The following is a 24,322-nucleotide window of genomic DNA, read 5'->3' as shown; positions in this document are numbered from 1 at the left end:
GGCCCCGTCAGGGGCTCGGAGCCGGGCTCCGGACCGGTTGTGGTGGGACCCACTGTCGCCGTATCCGGCCCGTGCGCGCCCACGTGGGTAGGGTGATCCCAGCACGGCCACTGCTGTGGCCCTTCGGATCGTCCAAGCGAGCAGGAGCACCATGAGCAACGACAGCGCCAGCACGACCACCGGCACCCCCGCCGAGCGGGCTGCCCGTCGTCGTATCGGACGTGCCGCCCCCGGTGAGTCCGAGCGCAGCGTGGGCCAGCTCGTCGCCGACGCCAGCAACGACATCTCCACCATCGTGCGCAGCGAGATCCAGATGGCCAAGGCCGAGGTCACCAAGGGCATCTCGATCGGTGGCAAGGGAGCCGGCCTCCTGGCCGGGGCCGGCTTCATCGCCCTGCTGGGGCTGATCTTCCTCTTCCACACGCTCGCGCGCGTCGTCGCGGTGTGGCTGCCGGTCTGGGCGGGCTACCTCGTCATCACGGTGCTGCTCTTCGTCGTCGCCGGGATCCTCGCGCTCGTCGGCATCCGCGCGCTGAAGAAGGCCAAGCCCAAGCCGGAGCGCGCCATCCGCAACGCCCAGGACACCGTGACCGCCATCAAGTCGGGCGCCCCGCGCACCCCGACCACCGCCGCCGACGAGACCGTCGCCGACGTCAAGGACGCCGCCGCGCAGAAGTGATCAGGTCCGCCGTCGTGGCGGCCCGGTGAGGTACTGGCGCACATAGCGCCACGGCAGGCTCCGCCGTACCCGCTGGTCCCAGTCCTGGGAGACACCCGCGGCGTCCAGCAGGACGGTGAGCAGCTGGGCGGTGAAACCCCAGACGAAGAGGTCCGCCACGTCGAAGCCGGGCCCGATGCGGCCGGTCGGCCCCCGCACGGTGAAGCGGTTCGCGGGATCACACAGGTCTGCCACGGGCACCCGCTCGACCCGCGCGACCTCGCGCGGGTCCACGACCCGCAGGGCGCCCGGGTCACGGCACCACCCCAGGACGGGGGTCACCGCGTTCCGGCTCGGCGAGAGCCACAGGTCGGGGAAGGTCCCGACCACGTCGATGCCCGCCGGGTCGATGCCCACTTCCTCCCAGGTCTCGCGCAGCGCCGCCTGGACCGGCGTCTCGCCGGGGTCGAGCTTGCCTCCGGGGAAGGAGACCTGACCCGCGTGGCTGCGCAGGTGCCCGGAGCGCTCGGTGAGGACGATGTCGTGGCCGTCTCCCCCTTCGCCCTCCGTCACCAGCATGAGCACGGCGGAGCGCCGCGCCACGTCCTCCGGGGGGCGGAACCGGGTGAACCAGTCCGGCAGGTCCGCCTCCAGGACACCCTGTGCGTCCAGCAGCCACTCCGGTGCCCCGCCGTCGTCGGGGAGCGAGCTCGCCCCGCTCGGACCTCCCGTCATTTGTCCGCCACCGGCGCCAACTCGTACTTCAGGAGCTTCGCGGCCCGGTCGGGATCGGTCTCCCCCGCTCCGTAGGAGGGGCAGAGCCGGGCGACCGGGCAGGCGCCGCAGGCCGGCCGGCGGGCGTGGCAGGTGCGTCGGCCGTGGAAGATCACCACGTGGCTGAGCATCGTCCAGTCCTTCTTGGGGAAGAGCGCGCCGACCGCGTGCTCGACCTTGACCGGGTCCTCCTCGTCGGTCCACCCCATCCGCCGGGCGAGGCGTCCGAAGTGGGTGTCGACCGTGATCCCCGGGACGCCGAAGGCGTTGCCGAGCACGACGTTCGCGGTCTTGCGCCCGACGCCCGGCAGCTTGACCATGTCGGCCAGCCGGCCGGGGACCTCCCCGTCGTGGCGCTCGACGAGGGCGGCACCGAGCTTGATGACGGAGTTGGTCTTCGCCCGGTAGAAACCGGTCGGGCGCAGCACCTCCTCCATCTCGGTGCGGTCCGCGCCGGCGAGCGCGGCCGCCGTCGGCCACCGGCGGAAGAGCGCCGGGGTCACCCTGTTGACCGTCACGTCCGTCGTCTGGGCCGACAGCACGGTGGCGACGAGCAGCTGGAGCGGCCCGTCGAAGTCCAGCTCGCAGTGGGCATAGGGGTACCGCTCATGCAGCTGGCGGTACATCTTGCGGGCCCGGCGCGTCAGGGCGAGCGGGGTCTCCGTGCGGATGGCAGACACTCTGGCAGCGTAAGCCAGCAGCACAAGGCTGCTCATGGCACACTGCCGAGTGTGAATCTCGATGTCGTCCGCCGTGCCCCGCTGTTTGCGACCCTCGACGATGCCGACGCCGCCAAGGTGATGGCATCGATGACGCCCGTGCGCATGGAGCGCGGGGACGTCCTCTTCAACGAGGGCGACCAGGGCGATCGGCTGTACATCATCACCGAGGGCAAGATCAAGCTCGGGCGCTCCGCCAGCGACGGCCGGGAGAACCTCCTCGCGATCCTCGGGCCGACCGAGATGCTCGGCGAGCTGAGCCTCTTCGACCCCGGCACCCGTACCGCCACCGCGACGGCGGTCGCCGAGACCCAGCTGGTCGGCCTCGGGCACGAACAGCTGACCCAGCTGCTCTCGGCCCACCCGCGCATCGCCGGCACCCTGCTCACGGCGCTGGCACGGCGGCTGCGCCGCACCAACGAGAACCTCGCCGACCTCGTCTTCACCGACGTGCCCGGCCGCGTCGCCAAGGCGCTGCTCGAGCTGGCGGACCGCTTCGGCCGGCCGGTCGAGGAGGGCACGATGGTCGCCCACGACCTCACCCAGGAGGAGCTCGCCCAGCTCGTCGGGGCCTCCCGCGAGACGGTCAACAAGGCGCTGGCGGACTTCGCCAGTCGGGGCTGGTTGCGCCTGGAGGCGCGGGCGGTGCTGCTCACCGATGTGGAGCGCCTCCAGCGCCGGGCGCGCTGACGCCCCCTTCGTCTCAGACGCCCAGGTACTCCAGCTGGGCGAGCACGGACATCCGCGCGGCCGGCCACACCGAACGGTCGACGTCGGCGTACACGTGCGCCACGACCTCGTCCGCGGTGCGCTTGCCGTCCGCGACCGCGGCCCGCACCTGCTCCAACCGCTCACGCCGGTGCAGCCGGTAGAACTCCACCATCGCGGCGGCGTCCGGGACCGTGGGGCCGTGCCCGGGCAGGATCGAGGTGACCTCGCCGTCGCCGGTCAGCGCGCGGATCCGCTCGAGGGAGTCCAGGTAGGCGGCGAGCTCGCCGTCGGGATGGGCCACGACCGTCGTCCCGCGCCCCAGCACGGTGTCCCCCGTGAGCAGCGCGTGGTCACCCGGCAGGGCGAAGGAGATCGAGTCGGCGGTGTGGCCCGGGGTCGTCACGACCCGGGCCTCGAGACCGCTGACACGCAGCACGTCCCCGTCACCGAGGTCGTCGTGGCCGGCGCCGACCGCGCGCACCGGCGCACCGGTGAGCCGGGCCAGACGCGGCGCACCCTCGCTGTGGTCGTGGTGACCGTGGGTGAGCACGATCTGGGTGATGCGGGCCCCGCGCTCGGCCACGTGGTCGACGACGCGCTGCTGGTGGGCGGCCTCGTCCTCACCCGGGTCGATGACGATCGCCTCGGTTCCCCCGGGGGGCAGGAGCACCCACGTGTTCGTCCCGTCGAGCGTCATGGGGCTCGGATTGCCCTGCAGCAGGCAGTGGGCGTTGGGCGTGATCTGCCCACCGGCCCAGGACCCGAAGGGGGCCGACGGCTCCGGAGCGACCGCCGGGCTCACGGCAGCCTCGCCCGCATCGCCGGGCCTGCGTCCGAGACGACGAACTCCGGCATGATCGGCGTGATCGGCAGCTGCTGCTCCAGGGCCGCGCTCACCGTCTCCACCCCGACGAGCTGCTCGAGGCTGACGATGGTGGGCGGCAGCAGCAGCACGTCTCCGGCCTCGGCCGCGTCGAGCACCTGCTGCGGGCGGGCCCACTCGGACAGGTCGGACTCGGTGTTGTCGCCGTCCGGGTCCTGCCCCACGGGGACGGCGGCGACGAAGAAGCGGGTGTCGTAGCGGCGCGGCTCGATCGTCGGGGTGATCCAGTGCGAGCGGTAGCGCAGCAGGTCGCTGCGCAGCACGAGGTGACGCTCGAGCAGCACCTGGCCGAAGCCGATCTCCTTGGCGACGAGGCGGCGCCGCAGCTCGCGGGCGTCCTCCGCATCCAGATTGGCCGGCTCCGCCTCGGCCCCGGCGGGCGAGGCCAGCAGCACGCCCGTCTCCTCGAAGATCTCCCGCACCGCGGCGGCCACGAGCATCCGCGCGGCCGCCTCGTCGGTCTGCAGCAGCTCGGCCCACTCACCGACCTCGGGGCCGGCCCAGGGCAGCTCGTCCTCGGCATCGCGCGGGTCGGTGCCCCCACCGGGGAAGACGTGCATCGAGGCCGCGAACTCCATCTGCGCGACGCGGCGCATCATGAAGACCTCGAGCGGGCCGTTGTCGTCGCGCAGCAGCATCACGGTCGAGGCCAGCTTGGCTCGAACCGGCTCCTCCGGAACCTGCGGGGCGCCGTCGTCGAGGCCGAGCGTGCGCTGGGTGTCCACGTCCAGGAGGAAGTCGCGCTGCACCATCAGTCGGTCAGCCTCACCGTGACCTCGACCTCGACCGGGGAGCCGAGTGGGAGGACGGCCACCCCCACCGCGGAGCGTGCGTGCTTGCCGGCGTCGCCGAAGACCTCGCCGAGGAACTCGCTCGCGCCGTTGATGACCCCGGGCTGGCCGGTGAAGTCCGGTGCACTGGAGACGAATCCGGTGACCTTCACGACCTGCTCGATGCGGTCCAGGTCCCCGATCTCGGCCTTGATCGCGGCGAGCGCGTTGATCGCGCAGGTCCGCGCCAGCTCCTTCGCCCGCTCCGGGGTCACGTCCGAGCCGACGTGACCGGTCAGCGGCAGGGCGCCGTCGGTCAGGGGCAGTTGTCCGGAGGTGTGCACGTGCCGGCCGTCGACCAGCGCGGGCACGTAGGCGCCGGCCGGTGCGGCGGGCTCGGCGAGCGTGACCGACAGCTGCACCAGACGGTCGTCGATGCGTCCCATCAGGCGCCCTTCGGCCGCTTCAGGTAGGCGACGAGGTTGCTGCCGTCGGGGCCGGGAACCACCTGGACGAGCTCCCAACCGTCCTCGCCCCACTGGTCGAGAATCTGCTTGGTCGCGTGGACGATGAGCGGAACTGTTGCGTACTCCCACTGGGTCATGTCGGCACCCTACTCGTAGGCTGGAGGCCGTGAACGTCCCCTCTGCGTCGGCCGTGCGGCTGCACGTCGTCACGGGCAAGGGCGGCACCGGCAAGACGACCGTGGCCGCGGCGACTGCCATGTCCCTGGCGATGCAGGGACAGCAGGTCCTGCTGGCCGAGGTCGAAGGTCGCCAGGGCATCTCGCAGGTCCTCGACACCGCCCCCCTCGGGCCGACGGAGCGGGCGCTCGTGCAGGACCCCTCGGGCGGCACGCTGCACGGTCTGGCCGTGGAGGCCGAGCCCGCGCTGCTGGAGTACCTGCACAAGTTCTACAAGCTCGGCCGCGCCGGGTCGGTCCTCGACAAGGTCGGCGCCATCGACTTCGCCACGACGATCGCACCCGGGGTGCGCGACGTCCTCCTCATCGGCAAGGTCTACGAGGCCGTCGGCCGCACGACGAGCGGCCGACGCAAGCGGCCGGTGTACGACTCGGTGGTCCTCGACGCTCCCCCGACCGGGCGGATCGGGCGTTTCCTCGCCGTGAACGAGGAGGTCTCGCAGGTCGCACGCGTCGGCCCCATCCGCAACCAGGCCGACTCGATCACCCGGGTCCTGCAGAGCGCCATCACCCGGGTCCACCTCGTCACCCTCCTCGAGGAGATGCCCGTGCAGGAGACCCTGGACGCCGTCGACGAGCTCGGGGACCTCTCCCTGCGCGTGGGGTCGGTGGTCGCCAACGCCGTGCGCCCACCCCTGCTCACCGACGGTCAGGCGCAGGCGCTGACCCGCGGTGGTGACGCGGCCCGCGACGAGCTCGTGGCCGCCCTGCAACTCGTGGACATCACCACCGGCCCGGCCACCGTCGAGGGCCTGCTGCGCGAAGGGGAGGAACACGCCCTTCGCTCCGGTCTCCAGCGGGAGCAGCTGGCCCGGTTGGAGGGCCTGGCCGCTCCCCTGGTCACCCTCCCCCACCTGCCCGGTGGCGTGGAGGACGGTGACCTCCGGCAGCTGGCGGAGGCCATCACCGAGCAGGGAGGCCTGTGATGGCCGCGGTGAAGGGGCCCGCCTTCGACGCCGACACCGTGCTGGCGGACCCGGAGCGGCGGATCGTCGTGTGCTGCGGTTCCGGCGGGGTCGGCAAGACCACCACCGCGGCGGCGATGGCCGTCCGGGCCGCCGAGCAGGGGCGCCGGGTCGTCGTGCTCACCATCGACCCGGCCCGCCGGCTGGCGCAGGCGCTCGGGCTGGAGGAGTTGGACAACACCCCGCGACCGGTCGAGGGGATCGACACCTCGGCGGGCGGCTCGCTCGAGGCCATGATGCTGGACATGAAGCGGACCTTCGACGAGGTCGTCGAGGCGCACTCCAGCCCGGAGAAGGCGGCCCAGATCCTGGCCAATCCCTTCTACATCGCCGTCTCCAGCTCCTTCGCTGGCACCCAGGAGTACATGGCCATGGAGAAGCTCGGGCAGCTGCACGAGCAGATGGTGCAGGGTGCGCGCGACTGGGACCTGATCATCGTCGACACGCCTCCCTCGCGGTCCGCGCTGGACTTCCTCGACGCGCCGCAGCGCCTCGGCTCCTTCCTCGACGGCCGTTTCATCCGCCTGATGACGGCGCCGGCGAAGGTGGGAGGCCGGGCCTCGCTGAAGGTCTTCAGTGCCGGGGTCGGCCTCGCGAACACCGTGATGTCCAGGCTGCTGGGCGGGGACTTCCTCAGGGACGTGCAGACCTTCATCGCCGCGACGGACACGATGTTCGGCGGCTTCCGGCAGCGGGCCGATGCGACCTATGCCCTGCTCGCCCGCCCGGAGACCGCCTTCGTCGTCGTCGCCGCACCGGAGCGCGACGCCCTGCGCGAGGCCGGGTACTTCATCGACCGGCTCGCCTCCGACCGGATGCCTCCGGCGGGGATGGTGGTCAACCGGCTGCACGTGACACGGGCGCGGAAGATCTCCGCGGACCGGGCCGAGGAGGGCGCCGAGCACCTCGAGGCGAAGGGGGACCACGACCTGGCCGCGGCGGTGCTGCGGGTGCACGCGGAGCTGGCCGGGACCGCCGCCCGGCAACGCTCCGTCCTCGCCCGCTTCCGCACCTCCCACCCGGGGGTCCCGCTGGCCACGGTGCCGGCCCAGCCGGTCGACGTGCACGACATCCAGGGGCTGCGTGACGTGGGGGCGGCGCTGCACGGCTGAGATGCGGGAGATTGTCAGGCGGCTGTTTTACGCTTGGGCCCATGTCTGACTCCCGCAAGCCCCATCTGGTGCGCCTGCTCGGGGCCTTCGTCGCCGTCTCCGTCGGCCTCGGTCTGGTCGGCGCCGGTGTGATGATCCCACTCGTCGGCGCCGGGGGCGGTGCGGCGAAGTCCACTGCCCAGGGCTTCCTGTCGATGGACGGCGAATTCACCGCGAACCCGCTGTCCCAGCAGTCCAAGATCCTCTCCGCGGACGGCAAGGTGCTGGCCACCCCCTACGACAAGAACCGCATCGTGGTGCCGCTGGACAAGATCTCCCCGGCGATGCAGAAGGCGCAGCTGGCCATCGAGGACAGCCGCTTCTACGAGCACGGGGGTCTGGACATCCGTGGCACGCTGCGCGCGCTCGTCAGCAATGCCACCTCCGGATCCACCCAGGGTGGATCCTCGATCACCCAGCAGTACGTCAAGCTCATGCTCCAGGAGAAGGCCCTGGACAGCGGGAACCGTGAGGGCGCCCGGGCCGCGGTCGCACAGACATACAGCCGCAAGCTGCAGGAGCTGAAGTACGCGCTCAACGTGGAGAAGACCCACACCAAGGACCAGATCCTCGCGAGCTACCTCAACCTCGCCTACTACGGCGACAACGCGTACGGCGTCGAGGCCGCCGCGCAGCACTTCTTCAGCAAGTCCGCGGACGACCTCGACCTCTCGGAGGCCGCGACGCTGGCCGGCGTCGTCCAATCCCCCGGGCGCCTGAACATCCGGACCAATCCCGACGCGGTGCAGACCCGTCGCGACGTGGTCCTGAACCGGATGCTCGACCTCGGCCGGATCACCGAGAAGCAGGCCGAGGAGGCGAAGTCCAAGAGCGTCAAGAGCCTCCTGGACATCACGAACGACAGCGGCGGCGGGACCTGCTCGGAGGCGGTCGACCCCTACTTCTGCAACTACGTCGTCTCCTACCTCCAGCAGATGCCCGAGCTCGGCCCGGACCCCGATGCCCGACTCCAGGCGATCAACAGCGGCGGCCTGACGATCAAGACCACGCTGAACCGCGACTGGCAGAAGAAGCTCAAGGAGGACCTGACCGACAAGGTCCCCTTCGGCACGGACAAGTTCGGGGCCTCCGGCGCTCTCGTCGAGCCCGGCACCGGCGACGTCAAGGCCATCGCGCAGACCTCGAAGTACAAGATCGGGATGGAGACGGCCAGCACGAAGTACTCGGAGCAGGCCTGGTCGGTGCCCGCCCAGTACGGCGGCACCAACGGCTTCGCGATCGGGTCGACGGCGAAGATGTACGCGCTCGTCGCGGCGCTCGAGCAGGGCATGCCGATGGAGGCCACGGTCGATGCCCCCACCGCGGGCGTGACCGACCCCGCGATCTTCACCCGGAGCGACTTCGAGGCGGGCTGCACCACGGTCGAGCCGTGGGCGGTCTCGAACGACTACACGATCGGTGGCGAGATGACGCTCGCCGAGGCCACGAAGAAGTCGATCAACACCGCCTTCGCCCAGCTCGCCTCGGACATCGGCTCCTGTGAGATCCCGAAGGTCATGGCCAAGATGGGGCTGACCGACGGCTACGGGCTCCCCTACGGCCTGGCCTACTCCGGCGGGGAGAAGACCAAGGACACGTACGCGATCTCCAACCTCGTGCTGGGCTCCGACTCGACCACCCCGCTGCAGCTGGCCACGTCCTACGCCACGCTCGCCGCGGACGGAAAGTACTGCCCGCCGAACCCGATCAAGTCGATCACCACGGCCAACGGCACGAAGATGAAGCTCGACCCGCCGCCGTGCAAGCAGGTCATGGACAAGGGCGTGGCCCAGGGCGTGACCGAGCTGCTGACCGGGACCTTGGACCCCGGGGGCACCGCCGACGGCGATGCGCTCGCGAACGGCCGCCCCGCCGCGGGCAAGACGGGGACGACGGACAACCACCGGCAGTCCTGGTTCGCCGGGTACACGCCGCAGCTGAGCAGCGCGATCTGGGTCGGGTCCCCGATCCGCCAGTACGACATGGACGGCATCACCCTCGGCGGGCACTACTACCGACAGGTCTTCGGCGCCACGATCGCCGCCCCGATCTGGAAGCAGATCATGGACGAGACGTCCAAGGGCACACCCAAGAAGGAGTTCACCGAGCCCCCGAAGAAGATCGTCAAGGGTGATGTCCGCGAGGTGCCCGACGTGACCGGGATGGGCCCGACCCAGGCGGAGAAGAAGCTCGAGGAGGCCGGCTTCAAGGTCAAGCAGGGCGGCCAGGTCGACAGCGGCGTCTCCCCCGGTGCCGTCGCCTACACCAGCCCCCAGGGTGAGGTCGACAAGGGCGAGACCGTCACGATCTACATCTCGAACGGCAACAGCGAGCCGTCCTCGTCGCCCTCCACCGACCCGGGCGGCTGATCCTCCGGAGGCTGATCAGAAGGTCAGACGGGCCTTGACCTTGCCGGCGACGAGAGCGCCGTCGGCACGGCCCGCGATCTCCTGCTGGGCGAGCGCCATCACCTGACCCATCTGGGCCATGGAGGTGGCGCCGACCTGCTCGATGGCGCGCTCGACGACCGCGTCGACCTCCTCCTCGCCCAGCTGCTTCGGCAGGTAGCCCTCGAGGACGGCCATCTCGGCCTCCTCCCGGGCGGCGGTCTCCGCACGACCCGCCTCGCGGTAGACCGCCGCGGACTCCTTGCGCTTCTTGGCCTCCTTCGTCAGGACGGTGATGGTCTCCCGGTCGCTGAGCACCCTGGCCTCCTTGCCCGCGACCTCGGCATTGCCGATGGCGCTGAGGGCCATGCGGAGGGTGGAGACCCGCACCTCCTGCTTGGCGCGCATCGCCTCGTGCAGATCGCGTTGGATGGTGGCCTTGAGCGAGTCGGTCATGACGTGATTGTCGCACCGGCCGGCCGCGCCCGCGCTTCACTTTGGGAGGATGAGTCCGTGACCTCGACCCTGACCCGCGTCGTCGCGGGGACCATGGCCGGCGGAGCGGCGGCCCTCGGTTGGGCGACCTTCGTCGAGCCCCGCCTCTTCGCCCTTCGCCGCTTCCGGCTCCCCGTGCTCACTCCCGGCAGCCGCCCCCTTCGCGTGCTGCAGGTGAGCGACATCCACATGGTGCCGGGGCAGGAGGCGAAGGCCGCGTGGATCCGGAGCCTGGCCGCGCTCGAGCCCGACCTCGTGGTCAACACCGGGGACAACCTCAGCCACCTGGCGGCCGTGCCTCCCGCTCTGGCCGCCCTCGCGCCGCTGCTCGAGCGGCCCGGGGTCTTCGTCATGGGCTCCAACGACTACTACGCCCCGGTGCTGAAGAACCCGGCCGTGTACCTGACGAAGGACCACGCCAGGCCCCGTGATCACCTCGGGCCGCTGCCGACGGAGCAGTTGCGCACCGGCATGACCGACCGCGGCTGGGTCGACCTGTGCAATGCCCGGACCCGTCTCGAGGTCGGCGGCCAGCAGCTCGAGCTCGTCGGCGTGGACGACCCGCACATCCTGCGCGATGACTACGCCGCGGTCTCCGGGAGCGCGCCCACCGACGTCGCCGCGACGCTCGGGGTGCTGCACGCCCCTTACCAGCGGGTCCTGGACGCGATGTCCGGCGACGGGGCCGACCTGCTCATCGCGGGCCACACCCACGGCGGCCAGCTGTGCCTGCCGGGCGTGGGTGCGCTGGTGACCAACTGCGACCTGGACCGGCGCCGGGCGAAGGGGGTCTCCCGCTGGTGGCCTGGCGCCGGGCTGGGTGGGGCGCAACCGAAGGAGGCCGCGTGGCTGCACGTCTCCGCCGGGCTGGGTGCCTCGCGCTTCGCACCGGTGCGCTTCGCCTGCCGACCGGAGGCCACCCTGATGACACTGGTGCCCAGGGACGAGGCCGCCGCCCGGAGCTGAGCGGCGGCCGGACGGCTCGCCCGCACCCCGATTCTGTCTCCGCGGGGATGCTGGGTTATTCTTTCGTGTCGTCGCCCGGTGATGGCGACGAACACCTCGGGGTGTGGCGCAGGTTGGTAGCGCGCGTCGTTCGGGACGACGAGGTCGCAGGTTCAAATCCTGTCACCCCGACTCTTGTCCTGAGTCGCGTCATCGTGTGCACGGTGACGCGGCTCAGGACTTTTTTGGGCCCGGAGCGGATGGATGCCGACTGTAAAGACGGGTTCGCGGGCCCTGCCCGGACCTGATTGTCTGAGGCCATGTCAGCGCAGGAGCAACAGACCCCCACCGCCCACGCCGTCTCCCCCGACTCCGGGGCCCATTGGGCGGCCGAGGGCGCGTGGCCGGTCGCGGACGGCGTGCACCGGATCCCGCTGCCGCTGCCCAACGACGGGCTGAAGTCGGTCAACGTCTACGTCCTCGAGACCGACAGGGGGATCACCCTCATCGACGGCGGCTGGGCGATCCCGGCCGCCCGGGAGGTGCTGGACCGCTCGCTGCGCAGCATCGGGTACTCCTTCACCGACATCCGCGAGTTCCTCGTCACCCACAGCCACCGGGACCACTACACGATGGCCTCGGTCCTCGGCAAGGAGACCGGTGCCGGCATCTCCCTGGGCCTCGGCGAGCGCGGGGCCCTGGCGGCGGTCAGGCGCCACGACCCCGACCAGTTCGTGGCGCTGCTGCGCCGGATCGGGGCCGACGACGTCGCCGTGCACTGGGGACGCGATAGCGGCCAGGACATCGACCCCGACGCCTGGCGGGACCCGGACGTGTGGCTGGACGGCACGATCGACCTGTCGGTGGGCCAGCGCCTGCTCAACGCGATCCCGACCCCCGGCCACACCGACGGGCACTACGTCTTCGCCGACCGGAGCGATGAGCTGCTCTTCTCCGGAGACCACGTGCTGCCGACGATCACGCCCTCCATCGGCTTCACCCTCCCCCGGCCCGGCAACCCGCTCGGCGACTTCCTCACCTCCCTGGCCAGGGTCCGCGAGCTCCCGGACATGCGGGTGCTCCCCGCCCACGGCCCGGTCGCGTCCTCGACCCACGAGCGGGTCGACGAGCTGCTCGCCCACCACGACGAGCGACTGCAGGCCAGCCTGGCGGCGGTGCCCGAGGGCGGTGGCACTCCCCGGGAGGTCGCCGGTGGCCTGCACTGGACCCGGCACGAGACCCTCTTCGAGCGGCTGGACCCCTTCAACCAGGGCCTGGCCGCGCTGGAGACCCAGGCGCACCTGACCGTCCTGGCCGCCCGCGGCGACCTCGTGGCGAGCACCCGGGACGGGGTGGAGACCTACACCCGGCCGATGCCTACGCTGGAGCCATGAACACCCGCCCCTGCTTCCACCTGGCGATCCCCGTCGACGACATCGGCCGTGCCCGCGAGTTCTACGGCGGGGTCCTCGGGCTGAGCGAGGGCCGCTCCGACACGCTCTGGGTCGACTGGAACTTCTACGGCCACCAGGTCGTCACCCATCAGACCGAGGGCGGCTCCCCCGGCCCGGCCGGACACAACCCCGTCGACGAGCACCAGGTCCCGGTGCCCCACTTCGGGTGCGTCCTCTCCCACGAGGACTTCCACGACCTCGCCGGGCGGATGCGGGCGGCCGGCGCGGAGTTCGTCATCGAGCCGTACCAGCGCTTCGAGGGCGAGCCCGGTGAGCAGTGGACGATGTTCTTCCTCGACCCGGCGGGCAATGCCCTGGAGTTCAAGGCCTTCGCCGACGAGTCCCAGATCTTCGCGAAGTAGGAGCGCTCCCATGCCCGAGGACCCCTGCCCCTGCGGCTCCGGACGCACCGTCGAGGAGTGCTGCGGCCCCCTGCTGACCACCGAACGGCTGGCGGAGACCGCCGAGGAGCTCATGCGCAGCCGCTACACCGCCCACGTCTACGGCAACGCCGAGCACCTCTGGCGCACCTGGGACGCCCGCACGAGGCCCGCCGAGGTCCACCCCGGCGCGACCCGCTGGACCGGCCTGCAGATCATGGAGGTCGTGGCCGGCGGTCAGGAGGACGACACCGGGATCGTGGACTACGTGGCCACGCACGAAGGGGGCGTGCACGCCGAGCGTGCCGAGTTCACCCGCCGTGGCGGCCGCTGGTTCTACACCAAGGAGAGCACATGAGCGAGGTCCGCTACGCGGTGGCCGACGCGATCGCGACGATCACCCTCGACGCCCCCGAGCGCCGCAACGCCCTGTCCGTGCAGATGTCGCGGGAGCTGGCCGAAGCCGCCCGCACCGCCGAGGCCGACCCGGCCGTCGGTGCGGTGATCGTCACCGGGGGCGCCCACTTCTGTGCCGGCGCGGTCCGCTCGGTCCTCGCCGACGCGGGCGCCGACCCGGTCGAGGACGGCGCCTACCGGGACCTGGAGACGGTGTACGCGGCCTTCACCACCGTCGGCGAGATCGGGCTGCCGACGGTCGCGGCCGTCCGGGGGGCAGCCGTCGGGGCGGGCATCAACCTCGCCCTGGCCACCGACCTGCGGGTCGTCTCCCGCACCGCACGCCTGCTTCCCGGCTTCGACCGGATCGGCATCCACCCCGGCGGCGGGCACCTCTCGCTGCTGCACCGGGTGGCCGGCCGCGAGGTCGCTGCCGGGATGGGGCTCTTCGGCGAGGAGGTCAGCGGCGAGCGGGCCGTCGACCTCGGCATTGCCTGGTCGGCCCACGAGGACGAGCTGGTCGAGGACGCCGCGCGCTCGATGCTCACCCGAGTGGCCTCGGACCCCGAGCTCTCCCGCCGCCTCGTGCGCAGCTTCCGCCGTGAGACGGCGCCGGGCGGGATCCCCTGGGACGTGGCCGTCGAGGTCGAGCACTCCCCGCAGATGTGGTCGCTGCGCCGCCGGCACGACGGCTGAGCCGACCTCAGGCCTGGCCGATCTCCTGCAGGAGCGCGGTGAACCAGTCCTGCCCCGCGTCGAAGGACCCGCCGCCGGCGACCCGGTCCAGCTCGATCGCCCGCAGCTCGTCCCCGCGTTCCTCGTCCTGGCCGACGAGGCCGCTGCCGCCCGCGAGCGCGGTCTCGACCGCGAGGTCGGTGCACCGCCGGATCAGCTCCAGGTCCTCCCGGTTCGCGGGGGCGGAGCGGGCGAAGTAGCCGGACTTGAAGACCTTGGACTTCTCGGCGCCCACCGCCGCGGCGAGCTCGGCCGCGACGTACTCCCCGGGGTCGATCGCGTCCAGCTGCACGTGGCCGAAGGGGTCCCTCGGTACCTCCTCGCCGGTCGCCTCCATGCGGGCGACGACGTCCTCGACGCCGGCGCCCTCCGCGAGGAAGACGTTGACGCACCCGGTCTCGTCCATGACCGCGCGCAGCCGGCGCCCTTCGCCCTCGATGTCGACGGGGAGCTCGGGGAGGTAGACGCCGTGCACGTCCCAGCGCCGGGGGTCGTTGCCGATCCCCGGGACGAAGTCCTGCTCCGCCAGCCACGACCGGTACCGCCGGGCGGTCTCGGCGGTCAGCCAGCCGTTGTGCCGCCCCATCACCTCGTGCACGAGCAGCATGCGGGGGTTCGAGGAGTGCTCACCGATGATGTTGCGGGCGAAGCGCGCCCCCTCCTCGGCGGCGGTCCACGCACCGAGGCTCTGCCGGACCGGGACGATGTCGTTGTCGATGGTCTTCGGGAGCCCCACGACGGTCATCGAGCGGCCCGCCTCCTGCAGGTACCGGGCCAGGTCGGCAGCGGTCGTGCTCGTGTCGTCGCCACCGATCGTGTGCAGCACGTCGACGCCGTCGGCGGCCAGCTGGTCCGCGGCCACCCGAAGGGGGTCCTCCCCCTCCCGGACGAGTCCGCGCCGGGCCGCGTCCTCGGCATTGGTCAGCTTCACTCGGGAGTTCCCCAGGGGAGAGCCACCGAAGCGGTGCAGCCGGGAGGCGTGGGCCCGGACCTCGTCGTCGACCTCGACGCTGCGACCGGCGAGCAGCCCCGCGTAGCCGTCGAGGTAACCGATGATGCGCACCTCGGGGGCGACCGCGGTGTACTGCTCGATGAGGCCACCGACCGCGGAGGACAGGCACGGCGCGATGCCGCCCGAGGTGAGCAGCGCGACGGTGGTCACCGGCTCATTCCTCGTCATCGGTGCAGGGCACCTGGATGCTCTCCGGCGGGCGCACGAAGGGCTTGGCCTCCGGCACCTCGGACTTCGGCTTCAGCCCGTCCCACTTGCTGCCCAGGACGAGGGAGACGGTCTTGGTGCTCCGGTCGTCCTTCTGCATCTGGGCGCCGTCGACCTGCTGGGCCAGGCGCTTGGCGGCGCGCTTGCCCTCGGACCCGAAGCGGATGACGGCCGTCTCCTTCTCGAGGTAGGCCATGCGGGGGTCGTTGCCGACCTCCTTGATCTTGAACTTCCGCTGCTTCAGGTCGGAGGCGGTCTCGCTGGCCAGACCCTCGTGCCAGGTCGTGTTGAAGACGTTGACCGAGATCTCCGAGGGAGCGGGCAGCGGGGGCGGCGGCTCCTTGACGAGCTTGTCGTACCCGTACCCCAGCACGAGCTGGACGTCGTCGCCCTTGCGGGAGTCGTTCCACAGCTTCGATCCGGGGATCTGCTTCTGCAGCAGCAGCGCGTTCTTCAGCCCCTTGGGCCCGTGGTAGATCGTGGCCGCGCCCCGGACGTAGACCGAGCTGTCCGCATTGCCGACCGAGGCGACCTTGAAGTCCCGCTGCACCAGCTCACGCTCGACCTCGGTGGCCAGTCCGTCGGTGTCGCTGCTGTTGAGGAGCTCGATCTTGAAGGAGCCTCGCTTGGGGGCGGTCACGGTCTGGGCACTGCACGTCGAGACGTCCGGCGTGCCGATCAGCCCCGTGCCGTAGGCGGTCGCGACGGTGGCGGTGCCCAGGACGAGCCCGGGCAGTGTGACGAAGAGCAGCAGTCGGCGACGACGTTGACGACGGTAGTGGGAGGCGACGTCCCCCTCGAGCTCGTCCAGACCCACGACGCGGTATGCGACCGGTCCCTCATCATCCCTGCGGCCCCGCCCGCCGCTGGTTCCGTCTGCCATCTACGCTCCTCCTCGGACGTCTGGATGTCTGCACCCCCGGGTGCCGAGGTGTTCCCGGGGTGACACCGATCACGGGCCGACGGCGAAGACGTCGAGCCCCCCTGCAAGCATGGACGCCGAGGATGACATTTGCCTATCACCCCGGTCTCATCATGGAGACGATTCGGATCAGCGATCCGTACGCTCTCGGGCCAGCTGCTCCGCTACCGACACCATGGCCGTGGCCCCTCGACGTATGGTATCGGCGCTGACGAACATGTCCACATGGTGTCCGGCCCCCGCCGGCTGCCGGATGCGTCCGACGAAGCGCGGGTCGATGCCCGCGCTGTCGACCGGCGTCGGCACCTCCCCGGTCTGCTCGTCGAGATAGACCAGCGAGGGCGCGGCGACGCACGCCTGGCGGACCTTCTCGACCGAGACCGGCCGGGCGCACCGGGCGTGCAGGGCCATCGAGTGGGCCAGGACCACGGGCACCTGGATGAGGGTGACGACCACCGGCACCTGCTCCCCCAGCCCGAGGACCTTGCGGATCTCGTGCTCGACGGCGTGCTCCGTCGTGGTGAAGCCGGACTCGGTAGCCTCCCCGATCCACGGGATGACGTTCAGCGCGAGCGGCCCCGGGAAGGGAGAGGGCACCGGGACGTCGGAGACGGCGGCGCGCACGTCACCGGGCTGCTGACCGACGGTCGGGTCCGCGGCCACCGTGTACATCTCCTCGCGCAACCGGGCGACGCCGGCGTCGCCGCGCGAGACCGCCGCGATCATGCCGGTGACGACGAGGTGCTGCAGCTCCCAGCCGTGGTGCAGCACGTGGACCGCATCGATGAGACCCCAGGTCAGGGGGCCCGGCAGCGAGACGATGCCGGCCGGGTGCGGTGGCATCACCTCGGAGTTGATCCCCGGCGCGATGAGCGGCACGTCGGGGTCGCGCCGGTGGGTCGAGCTCGCGTCCACGACGGTGGCACCGGCCGCGACGGCCTTCGCGGTCCACTTCCGGGTGGTCTCCGGGCCGAGGTTGAACAACGCGATGTCGACGCCGTCGAAGGACTCCTCGCCCAGCGACTCGATGGTCTGCTCGTGGCCGCGCACGGGCAGGGTCCGCGTGGACACCCCGGGGGTCAGCAGCCGGATCTCACCCCAGGCGTCGTCACGCAGGGCCAGGGCCGAGATGACGGCCTCGGCGAACCGACCCGTCGCCCCCACCAGGGCCAGCGTGGGCCCCGTGGGCGGCGACGGGCGGGAGATCATCTCCCGGTCCCCCCGTAGACGACCGCCTCCCCGTCCTCGGAGTCCAGCCCGAAGGCGGAGTGGACGGCCCGCAGCGCCTCGTCGAGGTCGTCCACCCGGGTGACCACGGAGACGCGGATCTCGGAGGTGGAGATCATCTCGATGTTGATCCCGGCGTCGGCGATCGCCTTGAAGAGGGTCGCGGAGACACCGGGGTTGGTGCGCATGCCCGCCCCGACGAGGGAGAGCTTGCCGATCTGGTCGTCGTACTGGATGGAGGCGAAGCCGACCTGGTCCCTGGTCTCCATGAGCGCCTCCACGGCCCGCCTGCCGTCGCCCATGGGCAGCGTGAAGGAGATGTCGGTGCGTCCGGTGTCCATCTCGGAGACGTTCTGGACGATCATGTCGATGTTGACCTCGGCCGCCGCGATCGTGCTGAAGATCTCCGCGGCACGGCCCGGCTCGTCCGGCACCCCGATGACGGTGATCTTGGCTTCGCCCCGGTCGTGGGCGACACCGGCGATGATCGGCTCTTCCATGTGGTTGGTCCCTTCGGGGTCTTGGGTGCGAACCCAGGTGCCTTCCTTCGAGGAGAAGGACGAGCGTACGTGGATGGGCATGTTGAAGCGGCGCGCGTACTCCACGCACCGCAGGTGGAGGATCTTGGCGCCGCTCGCCGCCAGCTCGAGCATCTCGTCGTGGGAGACGTCGTCGATCTTGTGGGCGGCGGGGACGATGCGCGGGTCGGCGGTGAAGATGCCGTCGACGTCGGTGTAGATCTCGCACAGGTCGGCCTCGAGGGCCGCCGCGAGCGCCACCGCGGTCGTGTCGGAGCCGCCACGGCCCAGCGTGGTGATCTCCTTGGTGTTCTGGCTCACGCCCTGGAAGCCGGCCACGATGACGATGTGCTTCTTGCCGATCGCCTCGGTGATCCGTCCCGGGGTGACGTCGATGATCTTCGCCTTGCCGTGCTCGGGCGTGGTGATGACACCGGCCTGGCTCCCGGTGAAGGAGCGCACGCTGTGGCCGAGGTCCGCGATGGCCATCGCGACCAGTGCCATGGACATCCGCTCACCCGCGGTGACGAGCATGTCCATCTCCCGGGGTGGGGGCACGGGAGAGACCTGCGTGGCCAGATCCAACAGGTCGTCGGTCGTGTCCCCCATCGCGGATACGACGACGCAGACGTCGTTCCCCGCCTTCTTGGTCTCGACGATCCGGTGCGCCACCCGCTTGATGCTCTCCGCATCCGCGAGCGACGAACCACCGTACTTCTGGACAACCAGACTCAAAGGGGAACTCCCATAGCTATTGCAGGTCCGGTCCAGGGTCTGCAGGACCGGCACGACCCCATGAGGATAACGAGGCCGCATTCCGATCCGGGAGCGAGTCCGCGGAGGGTGACCCTTTCGAGACCCGCGAGGTGGACGCCGGCCCCCTTCGCCCGCAGGCGCCTCAGCCGTGCAGCGCGTCGAAGGCGGCCTCCCCGGCGACGTCCGGATCGGCGTCCAGACGCAGGTGCGCCAGCAAGGTCTGCAGCACCCTGGCGGCCATGGAGGCACGATCGCCCCAGTCCGCGAGATAGCTGTACTGCCACCACCACAGGGCCTCGGTGGCCCGCCCCGCCTCGTGGTGGGCGAGGCCGTGCGTCAGCGCATCCGCGATGGCGGTCAGGTCGTTGCTCAGGGAGCCCCGGGCCAGCTCGGTGGAGACGACCGGGTCGACGACGTCCGCGTAGTCGTCGATGCCCTCGAGCAGCTGTGCCAGCCCCACACGAAGGGGGTCCAGCTCGGTGTCCGGGCCGGGGTCGGCCTCGAAGCGCTGCTCGGGCACGACGTCGGTGATCGCGCCCAGCCGGGCACCGACGAGCTGGATCTGGCTCGTCGCGAGCAGCAGCAGCGGGATGGCGCTCTCGGGTGCTGCGCCGGAGGCGATGTCGGCGACGGTGGCCAGCCAGCTCTTGGCCTCGGCGGCGCACTCGTCGGCGAGCAGGGTGGTCTCGTCAGGCATCGAGCAACTTCCTTCCCTCGAAGGCGCGACCGAGGGTGACCTCGTCGGCGTACTCGAGATCACCACCGACCGGGAGGCCGGAGGCGAGGCGGGTCACCTTCAGCTCGAAGGGGGTGAGCAGCCGGGCCGTGTAGGAGGCCGTGGCCTCCCCCTCGAGGTTGGGGTCGGTCGCGATGATCACCTCGGTGACCGTCCCGTCGGAGAGCCGCGACATCAGCTGGGTGAAGCGCAGGTCGTCCGGGCCGACCCCGTCCATCGGGCTGATCGCGCCGCCGAGCACGTGGTAGCGGCCCCGGAACTCACGGGTGCGCTCGATGGCGACGACGTCCTTGGGCTCCTCGACGACGCAGATGGAGGTCTCGTCCCGCCGGGGGTCGGCGCAGATCCGGCACTGCACGCCCTCCGCGACGTTGCCGCAGGTCTCGCAGAAGGCGACCTTGTCCTTGACCTCGCTGAGGGTCTGCACGAGGCGCTGGACGTCCTCGGGGTCCGCCTGCAGCAGGTGGAAGGCGATCCGCTGGGCACTCTTCGGACCGACCCCGGGGAGTCGGCCGAGCTCGTCGATCAGGTCCTGGACCACACCTTCGTACACACCCCAGACGATACGCGTCGGGAGCCGGGGGCGCGCCACCCCGGGCGGGACGCGCGGGGCGGCTCACTCCTCGCGGATGACGGTCCCGCCGAGGATCCGCTCGACCACCGCCGCGCCGGCCTCCCCCGCCTCGACGATGTCCTCGTCGTCCTCGCTGATGCCGGCGTCGTCGGGCTCCGCCGGTGGGGTCGAAGGGGGGCCGCCCGGCCCGGCCGGGTCAGCCGGCTCCGGACCGGCGGTGGCCCACGAGGGCGCGGAGGAGGTGGCAGGGGGTGCGCTGCCCCAGTCGGGCGTCGCCGACGAAGGGGGCTCGGGCGGGGTGGGCGGCGGTGCGCCCGTCGCCTGACCGGGCGCGGGTCCGGGGGCAGCCGAGGGGCCCGGAGACTGCGGGGGCGGGCCACCGGGGGCGGGGCCGCCGCCGGCCGCAGGGCCACCCCCGGTCGCGGGACCGCCCTGGTCGGGGACCCCCTCGACACGGGTGTCGACCCCGAGGACGTCGATCAGGGCCTGCCGCACGACCTCGGCGTGCGAGCCGCCCCGGAAGGCATTGGCCAGGCCGACGGTCGCGATGCCCAGCACGAGGCGCTGCCCGTCGTAGGAGAGGACCTGCGCGTGCTCGGAGAGGAAGGTCCACGTCGCGCGCCGCATCTGGTAGATCCTCCCGAGGACGTCCGGCCAGGACCGGCGCAGCACCTCGACGTCCATCGTCGCGGTCGGTGCCTGGGCTGCCGGCTCGGGGTCCGGGGACTCCTGCTCGGGGGCCGGCTCGGGCGGGGCCACCGGCTGCGCGGGAGGTGTGCTCTCCACCGGCGGCTCGGGGGCCGACTGGACCGGGGTGGGCGGGACAGGGGTGTGGGACGGTGCCGGGGCCTGCGTGGGGGTGGGGCCGCCCCCCTTCGAGGCGCCCACGCGGGGCGTGGGACCCGGTCCCTCGCTCCTGGGGGCGCCGCCTTCGCTCGGGGTGCCGCCCACGTCCATCCGCCGCTCCAGGCGGTCCAGCCGGGCGGCGTAGCCGGACTCGCCCTCGGCGCCGGGCAGGAGCACCCGGGCCGCGATGACCTCGAGCTGTACCCGCGGGGAGGTGGCCCCGGTCATCTCCGTCAGGCCGGCGTTGACGATGTCCGCCGCCCGGGAGAGGGAGGCCGCGCCGAAGGCCGCGGCCTGCTGGCGCATCCGGTCGACCTGGTCCGCGGGCAGGCTGTGCAGGATCGCCCCCGCCCCGTCCGGGACCGCCGCGATGACGATGAGGTCGCGGAAGCGCTCGAGGAGGTCCTCCACGAACCGCCGCGGGTCCAGACCGGTCTCGATGACGGAGTCGATCGCCTTGAAGACACTCGCGGCATCGGCGGCCCCGAAGGCGGTCACGGTCGCATCGAGCAGCTCGCCGTCGGTGAAGCCCAGCAGCGCGGCCGCCCCGGCGTAGGTCAGCCCGCGCTCGTCGCTGCCGGCGATGAGCTGGTCCAGGACGGAGAGGGAGTCGCGCACCGAACCGCCGCCGGCTCGCACGACGAAGGAGAGGACGCCCGGCTCGACGGCGATGCCCTCGGCGGTGCACAGCTGCTGGAGGTAGTCCTGCAGCCGCGCCGGGGGGACGAGGCGGAAGGGGTAGTGGTGGGTGCGCGAGCGGATGGTGCCGATGACCTTCTCCGGCTCGGTCGTCGCGAAGACGAACTTCACGTGCTCCGGCGGCTCCTCGACGATCTTCAGCAGCGCGTTGAAGCCCTGCGGCGTCACCATGTGCGCCTCGTCGATGATGTAGACCTTGTAGCGGCTCTGCGCCGGGCCGAAGGAGGCCCGCTCGCGCAGGTCGCGGGCGTCGTCGACGCCACCGTGGCTCGCAGCGTCGATCTCGATGACGTCGACGCTCCCGGCGCCGCCGCGGGCCAGTGCCAGGCAGGAGTCGCACTCCCCGCACGGGGTCGGCGTCGGGCCCTGCTCGCAGTTCAGGCAGCGGGCGAGGATGCGGGCGCTGGTCGTCTTGCCGCAGCCGCGCGGTCCGGAGAAGAGGTAGGCGTGGTTGACCCGGCCCGTCCGCAGGGCCTGCATGAGCGGCTCGGTCACGTGCTCCTGGCCGATCACGTCGGCGAAGGACTCGGGCCGGTAGCGGCGGTAGAGGGCGGTGCTCACGGGGAAGACCCTACTGGCGGGCACCGACGGCGACCTCGCGTGGGGAGATCACCGTCGCCGACCTGTGGACGACGGGGACGGAGTGCGCGGCCGCGTGCGGGTCGGCAGCACGAAGGGGGCCGCCACAGGTCGTGGCGGCCCCCTCACGTGTCACGGGGTCAGCGGGGCTGGTTCTCGTCCCCGTGCCCACGCAGGTCGTCGACCTTGTCGCGGACCTTGTCGACCAGCCCGCGGCCGTCCTCGCGCTGCTGTGCCTCGGACTGCTCGCCGCCGACGTCACCGGCTGCCTCGCCCGCGGGACGGTCGTCGAGTGCAGGGACACCTCCCTGGTCGGTCGGCGCCTCTCCTGCAGGCGACTGCGTCGTCGGCTGGCCCGTCACCGGGTCCGTGGGAATGGCCTTGCCGCCGGTCGCGGCATCGTCCGCGGCCGGACCAGCAGGAGCCGCCTGACCACCAGTCACCGGATCGGTCGGAGCCCCGTCCCCACCACCGGGATGCTCCCCGCCGAAGTCCGAGGTACCGGCGTCGTCGGCGTGACCGTCCGGGCCCGTCCGGTCCTCGACCGGGGCGGCGTGACGCGGCTGATCGACGTCGCCCGGCTCACCGACGCGATTGCCGGCCTCGTCGGTCTCGACGTCCGGGTCCATGGTGTCCGCCGCACGCAACTGCTCCTCGTGGGCCCGCTTCTCACGGTTGGCCTCGTCGGCACGCACGTCCGCCTCGTCCTGCAGGCGTTCGGCCTCGAGGTTCTTGCGCTCCGCCTCGGCGGCCTGGCGGTCTGCTTCGGCGTTCTGCTTGTCCGCGTCTGCACGGGCGGCTCGGGCGTCCGCGTCCGCACTCACGGCCGTGGCCTCACGCTCACGCACGTCGCGCTCTCGCGCGTTGGCCTCCTCGCGCATGCGGGCTGCTTCCGCCCGGTCCTGCTCCAGGCGCTTCTGCTTCGAGCCCTTGAACAGCATCGCGATCAGCCCGACGACGATCACGAGCACGACGATGGCGACGATGATCCAGATCCAGATGGTGTCCATTGGGTCCTCCTCCGCGGAGGCGGTCGCCCGGTACGACCGCTCGACACCACGCTAGAGAAAGTCGGGCCCGTCGTCAGCGCAACCGCGACACCAGGTGCGCGATGGCCGGGAACGAGGACACCCCGCGTACCTGGAAGAGCTCGCCTACCCTTGCTGCATTCCTGCCCTGGGGGAGTTCGGCGAGGTACCACCACGCGGGGTGCCGATCCAGAAGTCTACGTGGACCGCCGCGATCGCCAAACCATGGGGGTCGGCCTCAGCCGGGTCGTCTCTCGTCGCCCGTCCACGACGGCGCCCGGGGCACCGACTGCTCGTACTCCGCCACGGCGTTGAAGCGCCCGACGAACCAGAGGACGAGGACCATCACGACGGTCAGGACCACCGCCACGCCACCGAGGGCGAGCGCCAACCCCGCGCTCGGGGGCCCACCGAGCACCTTGTGGGCCAGGAAGGGCAGGACGAAGAAGGAGACGAGCCACAGCGGGAGGAAGAGGATCAGCCGCAGCTTCATGTCGACATTGGCTGCGAAGAAGGGCACGCAGAAGGCGTATCCCCAGGCGAAGCAGCACCACGCGAGGGCGACGACGAGCACCCAGGCGAGGGGGGAGGTGGGGACGACGTCGTAGACCGAGCCGTAGGCGGCGTCCGCCCCGATGATCGGGCTCCACAGGGCCAGTCCCACCGGCGCGAGCAGGCTCTGGATGGCCACGACGAGCAGCGCGACGGGCACCAGCCCCCTGCTGCGGTCGATCAGGTTGGAGGACTCGCCGTGGTCGGTCGCCATGTAGACGAGGAAGGGACCGGCCATGCCGCACAGGATCCCGGCGATGAGTGCCGTGTCGTCGATGGTGTCGTTCGTCTTGTCCACGAGCAACCGGAAGTGGACGGCCGTGACCACGAGCGTGCCCAGGACGTAGGAGCACACGAACCAGGTCAGTGCCCTGCGCACCTCCTGCGAGAAGGTCTTGGGTGCGCTGCTCGACTCGTCGATGGTGCGCTCGGCCACCGACTTGCGGCGATTGGGTGCTGAGCTCGACACCGGGCCATCGTCGCAGACGCCGGCCCGAAACGCCTCGAGCCGCGCCACCGGGGTGACGCGGCTCGAGGCTC

27 protein-coding genes, 1 tRNA gene and 1 other RNA gene are annotated in these 24,322 nt (G+C 71.6%); 11 read left to right on the top strand and 18 right to left on the bottom strand.

Annotation, left to right across the window (positions count from 1 at the left end; genetic code table 11):
- Positions 1–151: 151 nt before the first annotated feature.
- Positions 152–679: a phage holin family protein gene (locus JCO01S_RS12885; RefSeq protein WP_084342908.1), complete on the top strand. Its 528-nt coding sequence runs from the start codon at positions 152–154 to the stop codon at positions 677–679.
- Here the strand turns inward: JCO01S_RS12885 and JCO01S_RS12880 are convergent, their stop codons facing one another.
- Positions 680–1,393 (bottom strand): NUDIX hydrolase, encoded by a 714-nt coding sequence (locus JCO01S_RS12880; protein ID WP_068256403.1) that lies wholly within the window; start codon positions 1,391–1,393, stop codon positions 680–682. It lies immediately after the preceding gene.
- Entirely contained in the window at positions 1,390–2,148 is a 759-nt protein-coding gene (gene nth, locus JCO01S_RS12875; RefSeq protein WP_068256401.1) for an endonuclease III, read from the bottom strand. Before nth ends, JCO01S_RS12880 begins: the two co-directional genes overlap by 4 nt.
- A 15-nt stretch (positions 2,149–2,163) precedes the next feature.
- Here nth and JCO01S_RS12870 point away from each other — a divergent pair, with 15 nt between their 5' ends.
- Positions 2,164–2,841 carry a Crp/Fnr family transcriptional regulator gene (locus JCO01S_RS12870; RefSeq protein ID WP_068256398.1) on the top strand — a complete coding sequence of 226 codons (678 nt, stop codon included), beginning with the start codon at positions 2,164–2,166 and terminating at the stop codon, positions 2,839–2,841.
- A 13-nt stretch (positions 2,842–2,854) separates the two neighbouring features.
- Here the strand turns inward: JCO01S_RS12870 and JCO01S_RS12865 are convergent, their stop codons facing one another.
- Genes JCO01S_RS12865 through sp36 form a run of 4 tightly spaced genes read right to left on the bottom strand, consistent with a single transcriptional unit; the run spans position 2,855 to position 5,119 of the window.
- On the bottom strand, positions 2,855–3,664 hold the full coding sequence (locus JCO01S_RS12865) for an MBL fold metallo-hydrolase (RefSeq protein ID WP_084342907.1): 810 nt from the start codon (positions 3,662–3,664) through the stop codon (positions 2,855–2,857).
- Positions 3,661–4,497: an NUDIX hydrolase gene (locus JCO01S_RS12860; RefSeq protein ID WP_084342906.1), complete on the bottom strand. Its 837-nt coding sequence runs from the start codon at positions 4,495–4,497 to the stop codon at positions 3,661–3,663. Before JCO01S_RS12860 ends, JCO01S_RS12865 begins: the two co-directional genes overlap by 4 nt.
- Positions 4,497–4,961, bottom strand: a complete 465-nt coding sequence (locus tag JCO01S_RS12855; RefSeq protein ID WP_068256395.1) for a RidA family protein — start codon at positions 4,959–4,961, stop codon at positions 4,497–4,499. The genes JCO01S_RS12860 and JCO01S_RS12855 overlap by 1 nt, the downstream gene beginning before the upstream one ends.
- Positions 4,961–5,119, bottom strand: coding sequence for a Sp36 family protein (gene sp36, locus JCO01S_RS15780; protein ID WP_157074618.1), 159 nt, complete (start codon positions 5,117–5,119; stop codon positions 4,961–4,963). The genes JCO01S_RS12855 and sp36 overlap by 1 nt, the downstream gene beginning before the upstream one ends.
- Before the next feature lie 29 nt (positions 5,120–5,148).
- Here sp36 and bagA point away from each other — a divergent pair, with 29 nt between their 5' ends.
- From bagA to JCO01S_RS12840, 3 genes are read left to right on the top strand one after another with little or no spacing between them, the layout of a single operon-like run.
- On the top strand, positions 5,149–6,144 hold the full coding sequence (bagA, locus tag JCO01S_RS12850; RefSeq protein ID WP_281189211.1) for an ATPase BagA: 996 nt from the start codon (positions 5,149–5,151) through the stop codon (positions 6,142–6,144).
- Positions 6,144–7,295 carry an ArsA family ATPase gene (gene bagB / locus JCO01S_RS12845; protein WP_068256391.1) on the top strand — a complete coding sequence of 384 codons (1,152 nt, stop codon included), beginning with the start codon at positions 6,144–6,146 and terminating at the stop codon, positions 7,293–7,295. The genes bagA and bagB overlap by 1 nt, the downstream gene beginning before the upstream one ends.
- Before the next feature lie 41 nt (positions 7,296–7,336).
- Positions 7,337–9,703, top strand: a complete 2,367-nt coding sequence (locus JCO01S_RS12840) for a penicillin-binding protein (RefSeq protein ID WP_068256388.1) — start codon at positions 7,337–7,339, stop codon at positions 9,701–9,703.
- A 15-nt stretch (positions 9,704–9,718) separates the two neighbouring features.
- Here JCO01S_RS12840 and JCO01S_RS12835 read toward each other — a convergent pair whose 3' ends face one another.
- Positions 9,719–10,177: a GatB/YqeY domain-containing protein gene (locus tag JCO01S_RS12835; RefSeq protein ID WP_068256385.1), complete on the bottom strand. Its 459-nt coding sequence runs from the start codon at positions 10,175–10,177 to the stop codon at positions 9,719–9,721.
- A 93-nt stretch (positions 10,178–10,270) separates the two neighbouring features.
- On the opposite strand from JCO01S_RS12835, the gene JCO01S_RS12830 reads away from it, so the two are divergent.
- From JCO01S_RS12830 to JCO01S_RS12805, 6 genes are all read left to right on the top strand, one after another.
- The gene (locus JCO01S_RS12830; protein ID WP_068256409.1) at positions 10,271–11,182 is read left to right on the top strand and encodes a metallophosphoesterase; all 912 of its coding nucleotides are present in this window, start codon (positions 10,271–10,273) and stop codon (positions 11,180–11,182) included.
- Positions 11,183–11,279: 97 nt separating this feature from the next.
- A tRNA-Pro gene (locus JCO01S_RS12825) sits at positions 11,280–11,353 on the top strand.
- 128 nt (positions 11,354–11,481) lie between these two features.
- Positions 11,482–12,555 (top strand): MBL fold metallo-hydrolase, encoded by a 1,074-nt coding sequence (locus JCO01S_RS12820; RefSeq protein ID WP_068256382.1) that lies wholly within the window; start codon positions 11,482–11,484, stop codon positions 12,553–12,555.
- Positions 12,552–12,977: a VOC family protein gene (locus JCO01S_RS12815; RefSeq protein ID WP_068256379.1), complete on the top strand. Its 426-nt coding sequence runs from the start codon at positions 12,552–12,554 to the stop codon at positions 12,975–12,977. The genes JCO01S_RS12820 and JCO01S_RS12815 overlap by 4 nt, the downstream gene beginning before the upstream one ends.
- A 10-nt stretch (positions 12,978–12,987) precedes the next feature.
- Positions 12,988–13,353 (top strand): YchJ family protein, encoded by a 366-nt coding sequence (locus JCO01S_RS12810; RefSeq protein WP_068256376.1) that lies wholly within the window; start codon positions 12,988–12,990, stop codon positions 13,351–13,353.
- Positions 13,350–14,087: an enoyl-CoA hydratase-related protein gene (locus tag JCO01S_RS12805; RefSeq protein ID WP_068256373.1), complete on the top strand. Its 738-nt coding sequence runs from the start codon at positions 13,350–13,352 to the stop codon at positions 14,085–14,087. The genes JCO01S_RS12810 and JCO01S_RS12805 overlap by 4 nt, the downstream gene beginning before the upstream one ends.
- Positions 14,088–14,094: 7 nt before the next feature.
- Here the strand turns inward: JCO01S_RS12805 and JCO01S_RS12800 are convergent, their stop codons facing one another.
- The 11 genes from JCO01S_RS12800 to JCO01S_RS12755 form a co-directional block, all read right to left on the bottom strand.
- Complete coding sequence (locus tag JCO01S_RS12800) at positions 14,095–15,306, bottom strand: pyrophosphate--fructose-6-phosphate 1-phosphotransferase (protein ID WP_068256370.1); 1,212 nt, start codon at positions 15,304–15,306, stop codon at positions 14,095–14,097.
- Positions 15,293–16,228, bottom strand: coding sequence for a LytR C-terminal domain-containing protein (locus tag JCO01S_RS12795; RefSeq protein ID WP_084342904.1), 936 nt, complete (start codon positions 16,226–16,228; stop codon positions 15,293–15,295). Before JCO01S_RS12795 ends, JCO01S_RS12800 begins: the two co-directional genes overlap by 14 nt.
- 168 nt (positions 16,229–16,396) lie before the next feature.
- Complete coding sequence (locus tag JCO01S_RS12790) at positions 16,397–17,476, bottom strand: aspartate-semialdehyde dehydrogenase (protein WP_068256364.1); 1,080 nt, start codon at positions 17,474–17,476, stop codon at positions 16,397–16,399.
- Positions 17,473–18,747 (bottom strand): aspartate kinase, encoded by a 1,275-nt coding sequence (locus JCO01S_RS12785; protein WP_068256361.1) that lies wholly within the window; start codon positions 18,745–18,747, stop codon positions 17,473–17,475. Before JCO01S_RS12785 ends, JCO01S_RS12790 begins: the two co-directional genes overlap by 4 nt.
- Positions 18,748–18,910: 163 nt before the next feature.
- A complete protein-coding gene (locus tag JCO01S_RS12780) occupies positions 18,911–19,465 on the bottom strand; it encodes a DUF5063 domain-containing protein (protein WP_068256358.1) in 555 nt (184 codons plus the stop codon).
- The gene (gene recR / locus JCO01S_RS12775) at positions 19,458–20,057 is read right to left on the bottom strand and encodes a recombination mediator RecR (RefSeq protein ID WP_068256406.1); all 600 of its coding nucleotides are present in this window, start codon (positions 20,055–20,057) and stop codon (positions 19,458–19,460) included. The genes JCO01S_RS12780 and recR overlap by 8 nt, the downstream gene beginning before the upstream one ends.
- Before the next feature lie 63 nt (positions 20,058–20,120).
- A complete protein-coding gene (locus tag JCO01S_RS12770; protein ID WP_068256355.1) occupies positions 20,121–22,184 on the bottom strand; it encodes a DNA polymerase III subunit gamma and tau in 2,064 nt (687 codons plus the stop codon).
- A gap of 10 nt (positions 22,185–22,194) precedes the next feature.
- Positions 22,195–22,338, bottom strand: coding sequence for a hypothetical protein (locus JCO01S_RS15775; protein ID WP_157074617.1), 144 nt, complete (start codon positions 22,336–22,338; stop codon positions 22,195–22,197).
- Between the two features lie 4 nt (positions 22,339–22,342).
- Positions 22,343–23,212, bottom strand: a complete 870-nt coding sequence (locus JCO01S_RS12765) for a hypothetical protein (RefSeq protein WP_068256353.1) — start codon at positions 23,210–23,212, stop codon at positions 22,343–22,345.
- Positions 23,213–23,322: 110 nt separating this feature from the next.
- Positions 23,323–23,419: signal recognition particle sRNA small type (gene ffs, locus JCO01S_RS12760), an RNA gene on the bottom strand.
- Positions 23,420–23,468: 49 nt separating this feature from the next.
- The gene (locus JCO01S_RS12755; protein WP_157074616.1) at positions 23,469–24,251 is read right to left on the bottom strand and encodes a hypothetical protein; all 783 of its coding nucleotides are present in this window, start codon (positions 24,249–24,251) and stop codon (positions 23,469–23,471) included.
- Between the last annotated feature and the right edge of the window lie 71 nt (positions 24,252–24,322).

Origin of the sequence: Janibacter corallicola NBRC 107790 (assembly GCF_001570965.1) — a bacterium.
GTDB lineage: Bacteria > Actinomycetota > Actinomycetes > Actinomycetales > Dermatophilaceae > Janibacter > Janibacter corallicola.
This window is presented reverse-complemented; position numbering and strand designations above follow the sequence as displayed.

Bases quoted from the DNA above. Each gene is read 5' to 3' on its own strand.
- JCO01S_RS12780 (WP_068256358.1), bottom strand. From the start codon at position 19,465: ATGCCTGACGAGACCACCCTGCTCGCCGACGAGTGCGCCGCCGAGGCC.
- JCO01S_RS12805 (WP_068256373.1), top strand. From the start codon at position 13,350: ATGAGCGAGGTCCGCTACGCGGTGGCCGACGCGATCGCGACGATCACC.
- JCO01S_RS12830 (WP_068256409.1), top strand. From the start codon at position 10,271: ATGGCCGGCGGAGCGGCGGCCCTCGGTTGGGCGACCTTCGTCGAGCCC.
- JCO01S_RS12800 (WP_068256370.1), bottom strand. From the start codon at position 15,306: ATGACGAGGAATGAGCCGGTGACCACCGTCGCGCTGCTCACCTCGGGC.
- JCO01S_RS12855 (WP_068256395.1), bottom strand. From the start codon at position 4,961: ATGGGACGCATCGACGACCGTCTGGTGCAGCTGTCGGTCACGCTCGCC.
- bagB (WP_068256391.1), top strand. From the start codon at position 6,144: ATGGCCGCGGTGAAGGGGCCCGCCTTCGACGCCGACACCGTGCTGGCG.
- JCO01S_RS12840 (WP_068256388.1), top strand. From the start codon at position 7,337: ATGTCTGACTCCCGCAAGCCCCATCTGGTGCGCCTGCTCGGGGCCTTC.
- JCO01S_RS12810 (WP_068256376.1), top strand. From the start codon at position 12,988: ATGCCCGAGGACCCCTGCCCCTGCGGCTCCGGACGCACCGTCGAGGAG.
- JCO01S_RS12820 (WP_068256382.1), top strand. From the start codon at position 11,482: ATGTCAGCGCAGGAGCAACAGACCCCCACCGCCCACGCCGTCTCCCCC.
- JCO01S_RS12795 (WP_084342904.1), bottom strand. From the start codon at position 16,228: ATGGCAGACGGAACCAGCGGCGGGCGGGGCCGCAGGGATGATGAGGGA.
- JCO01S_RS12835 (WP_068256385.1), bottom strand. From the start codon at position 10,177: ATGACCGACTCGCTCAAGGCCACCATCCAACGCGATCTGCACGAGGCG.
- JCO01S_RS12765 (WP_068256353.1), bottom strand. From the start codon at position 23,212: ATGGACACCATCTGGATCTGGATCATCGTCGCCATCGTCGTGCTCGTG.
- JCO01S_RS12790 (WP_068256364.1), bottom strand. From the start codon at position 17,476: ATGATCTCCCGCCCGTCGCCGCCCACGGGGCCCACGCTGGCCCTGGTG.
- nth (WP_068256401.1), bottom strand. From the start codon at position 2,148: ATGAGCAGCCTTGTGCTGCTGGCTTACGCTGCCAGAGTGTCTGCCATC.
- JCO01S_RS12860 (WP_084342906.1), bottom strand. From the start codon at position 4,497: ATGGTGCAGCGCGACTTCCTCCTGGACGTGGACACCCAGCGCACGCTC.
- JCO01S_RS12815 (WP_068256379.1), top strand. From the start codon at position 12,552: ATGAACACCCGCCCCTGCTTCCACCTGGCGATCCCCGTCGACGACATC.
- sp36 (WP_157074618.1), bottom strand. From the start codon at position 5,119: ATGACCCAGTGGGAGTACGCAACAGTTCCGCTCATCGTCCACGCGACC.
- JCO01S_RS12880 (WP_068256403.1), bottom strand. From the start codon at position 1,393: ATGACGGGAGGTCCGAGCGGGGCGAGCTCGCTCCCCGACGACGGCGGG.
- JCO01S_RS12885 (WP_084342908.1), top strand. From the start codon at position 152: ATGAGCAACGACAGCGCCAGCACGACCACCGGCACCCCCGCCGAGCGG.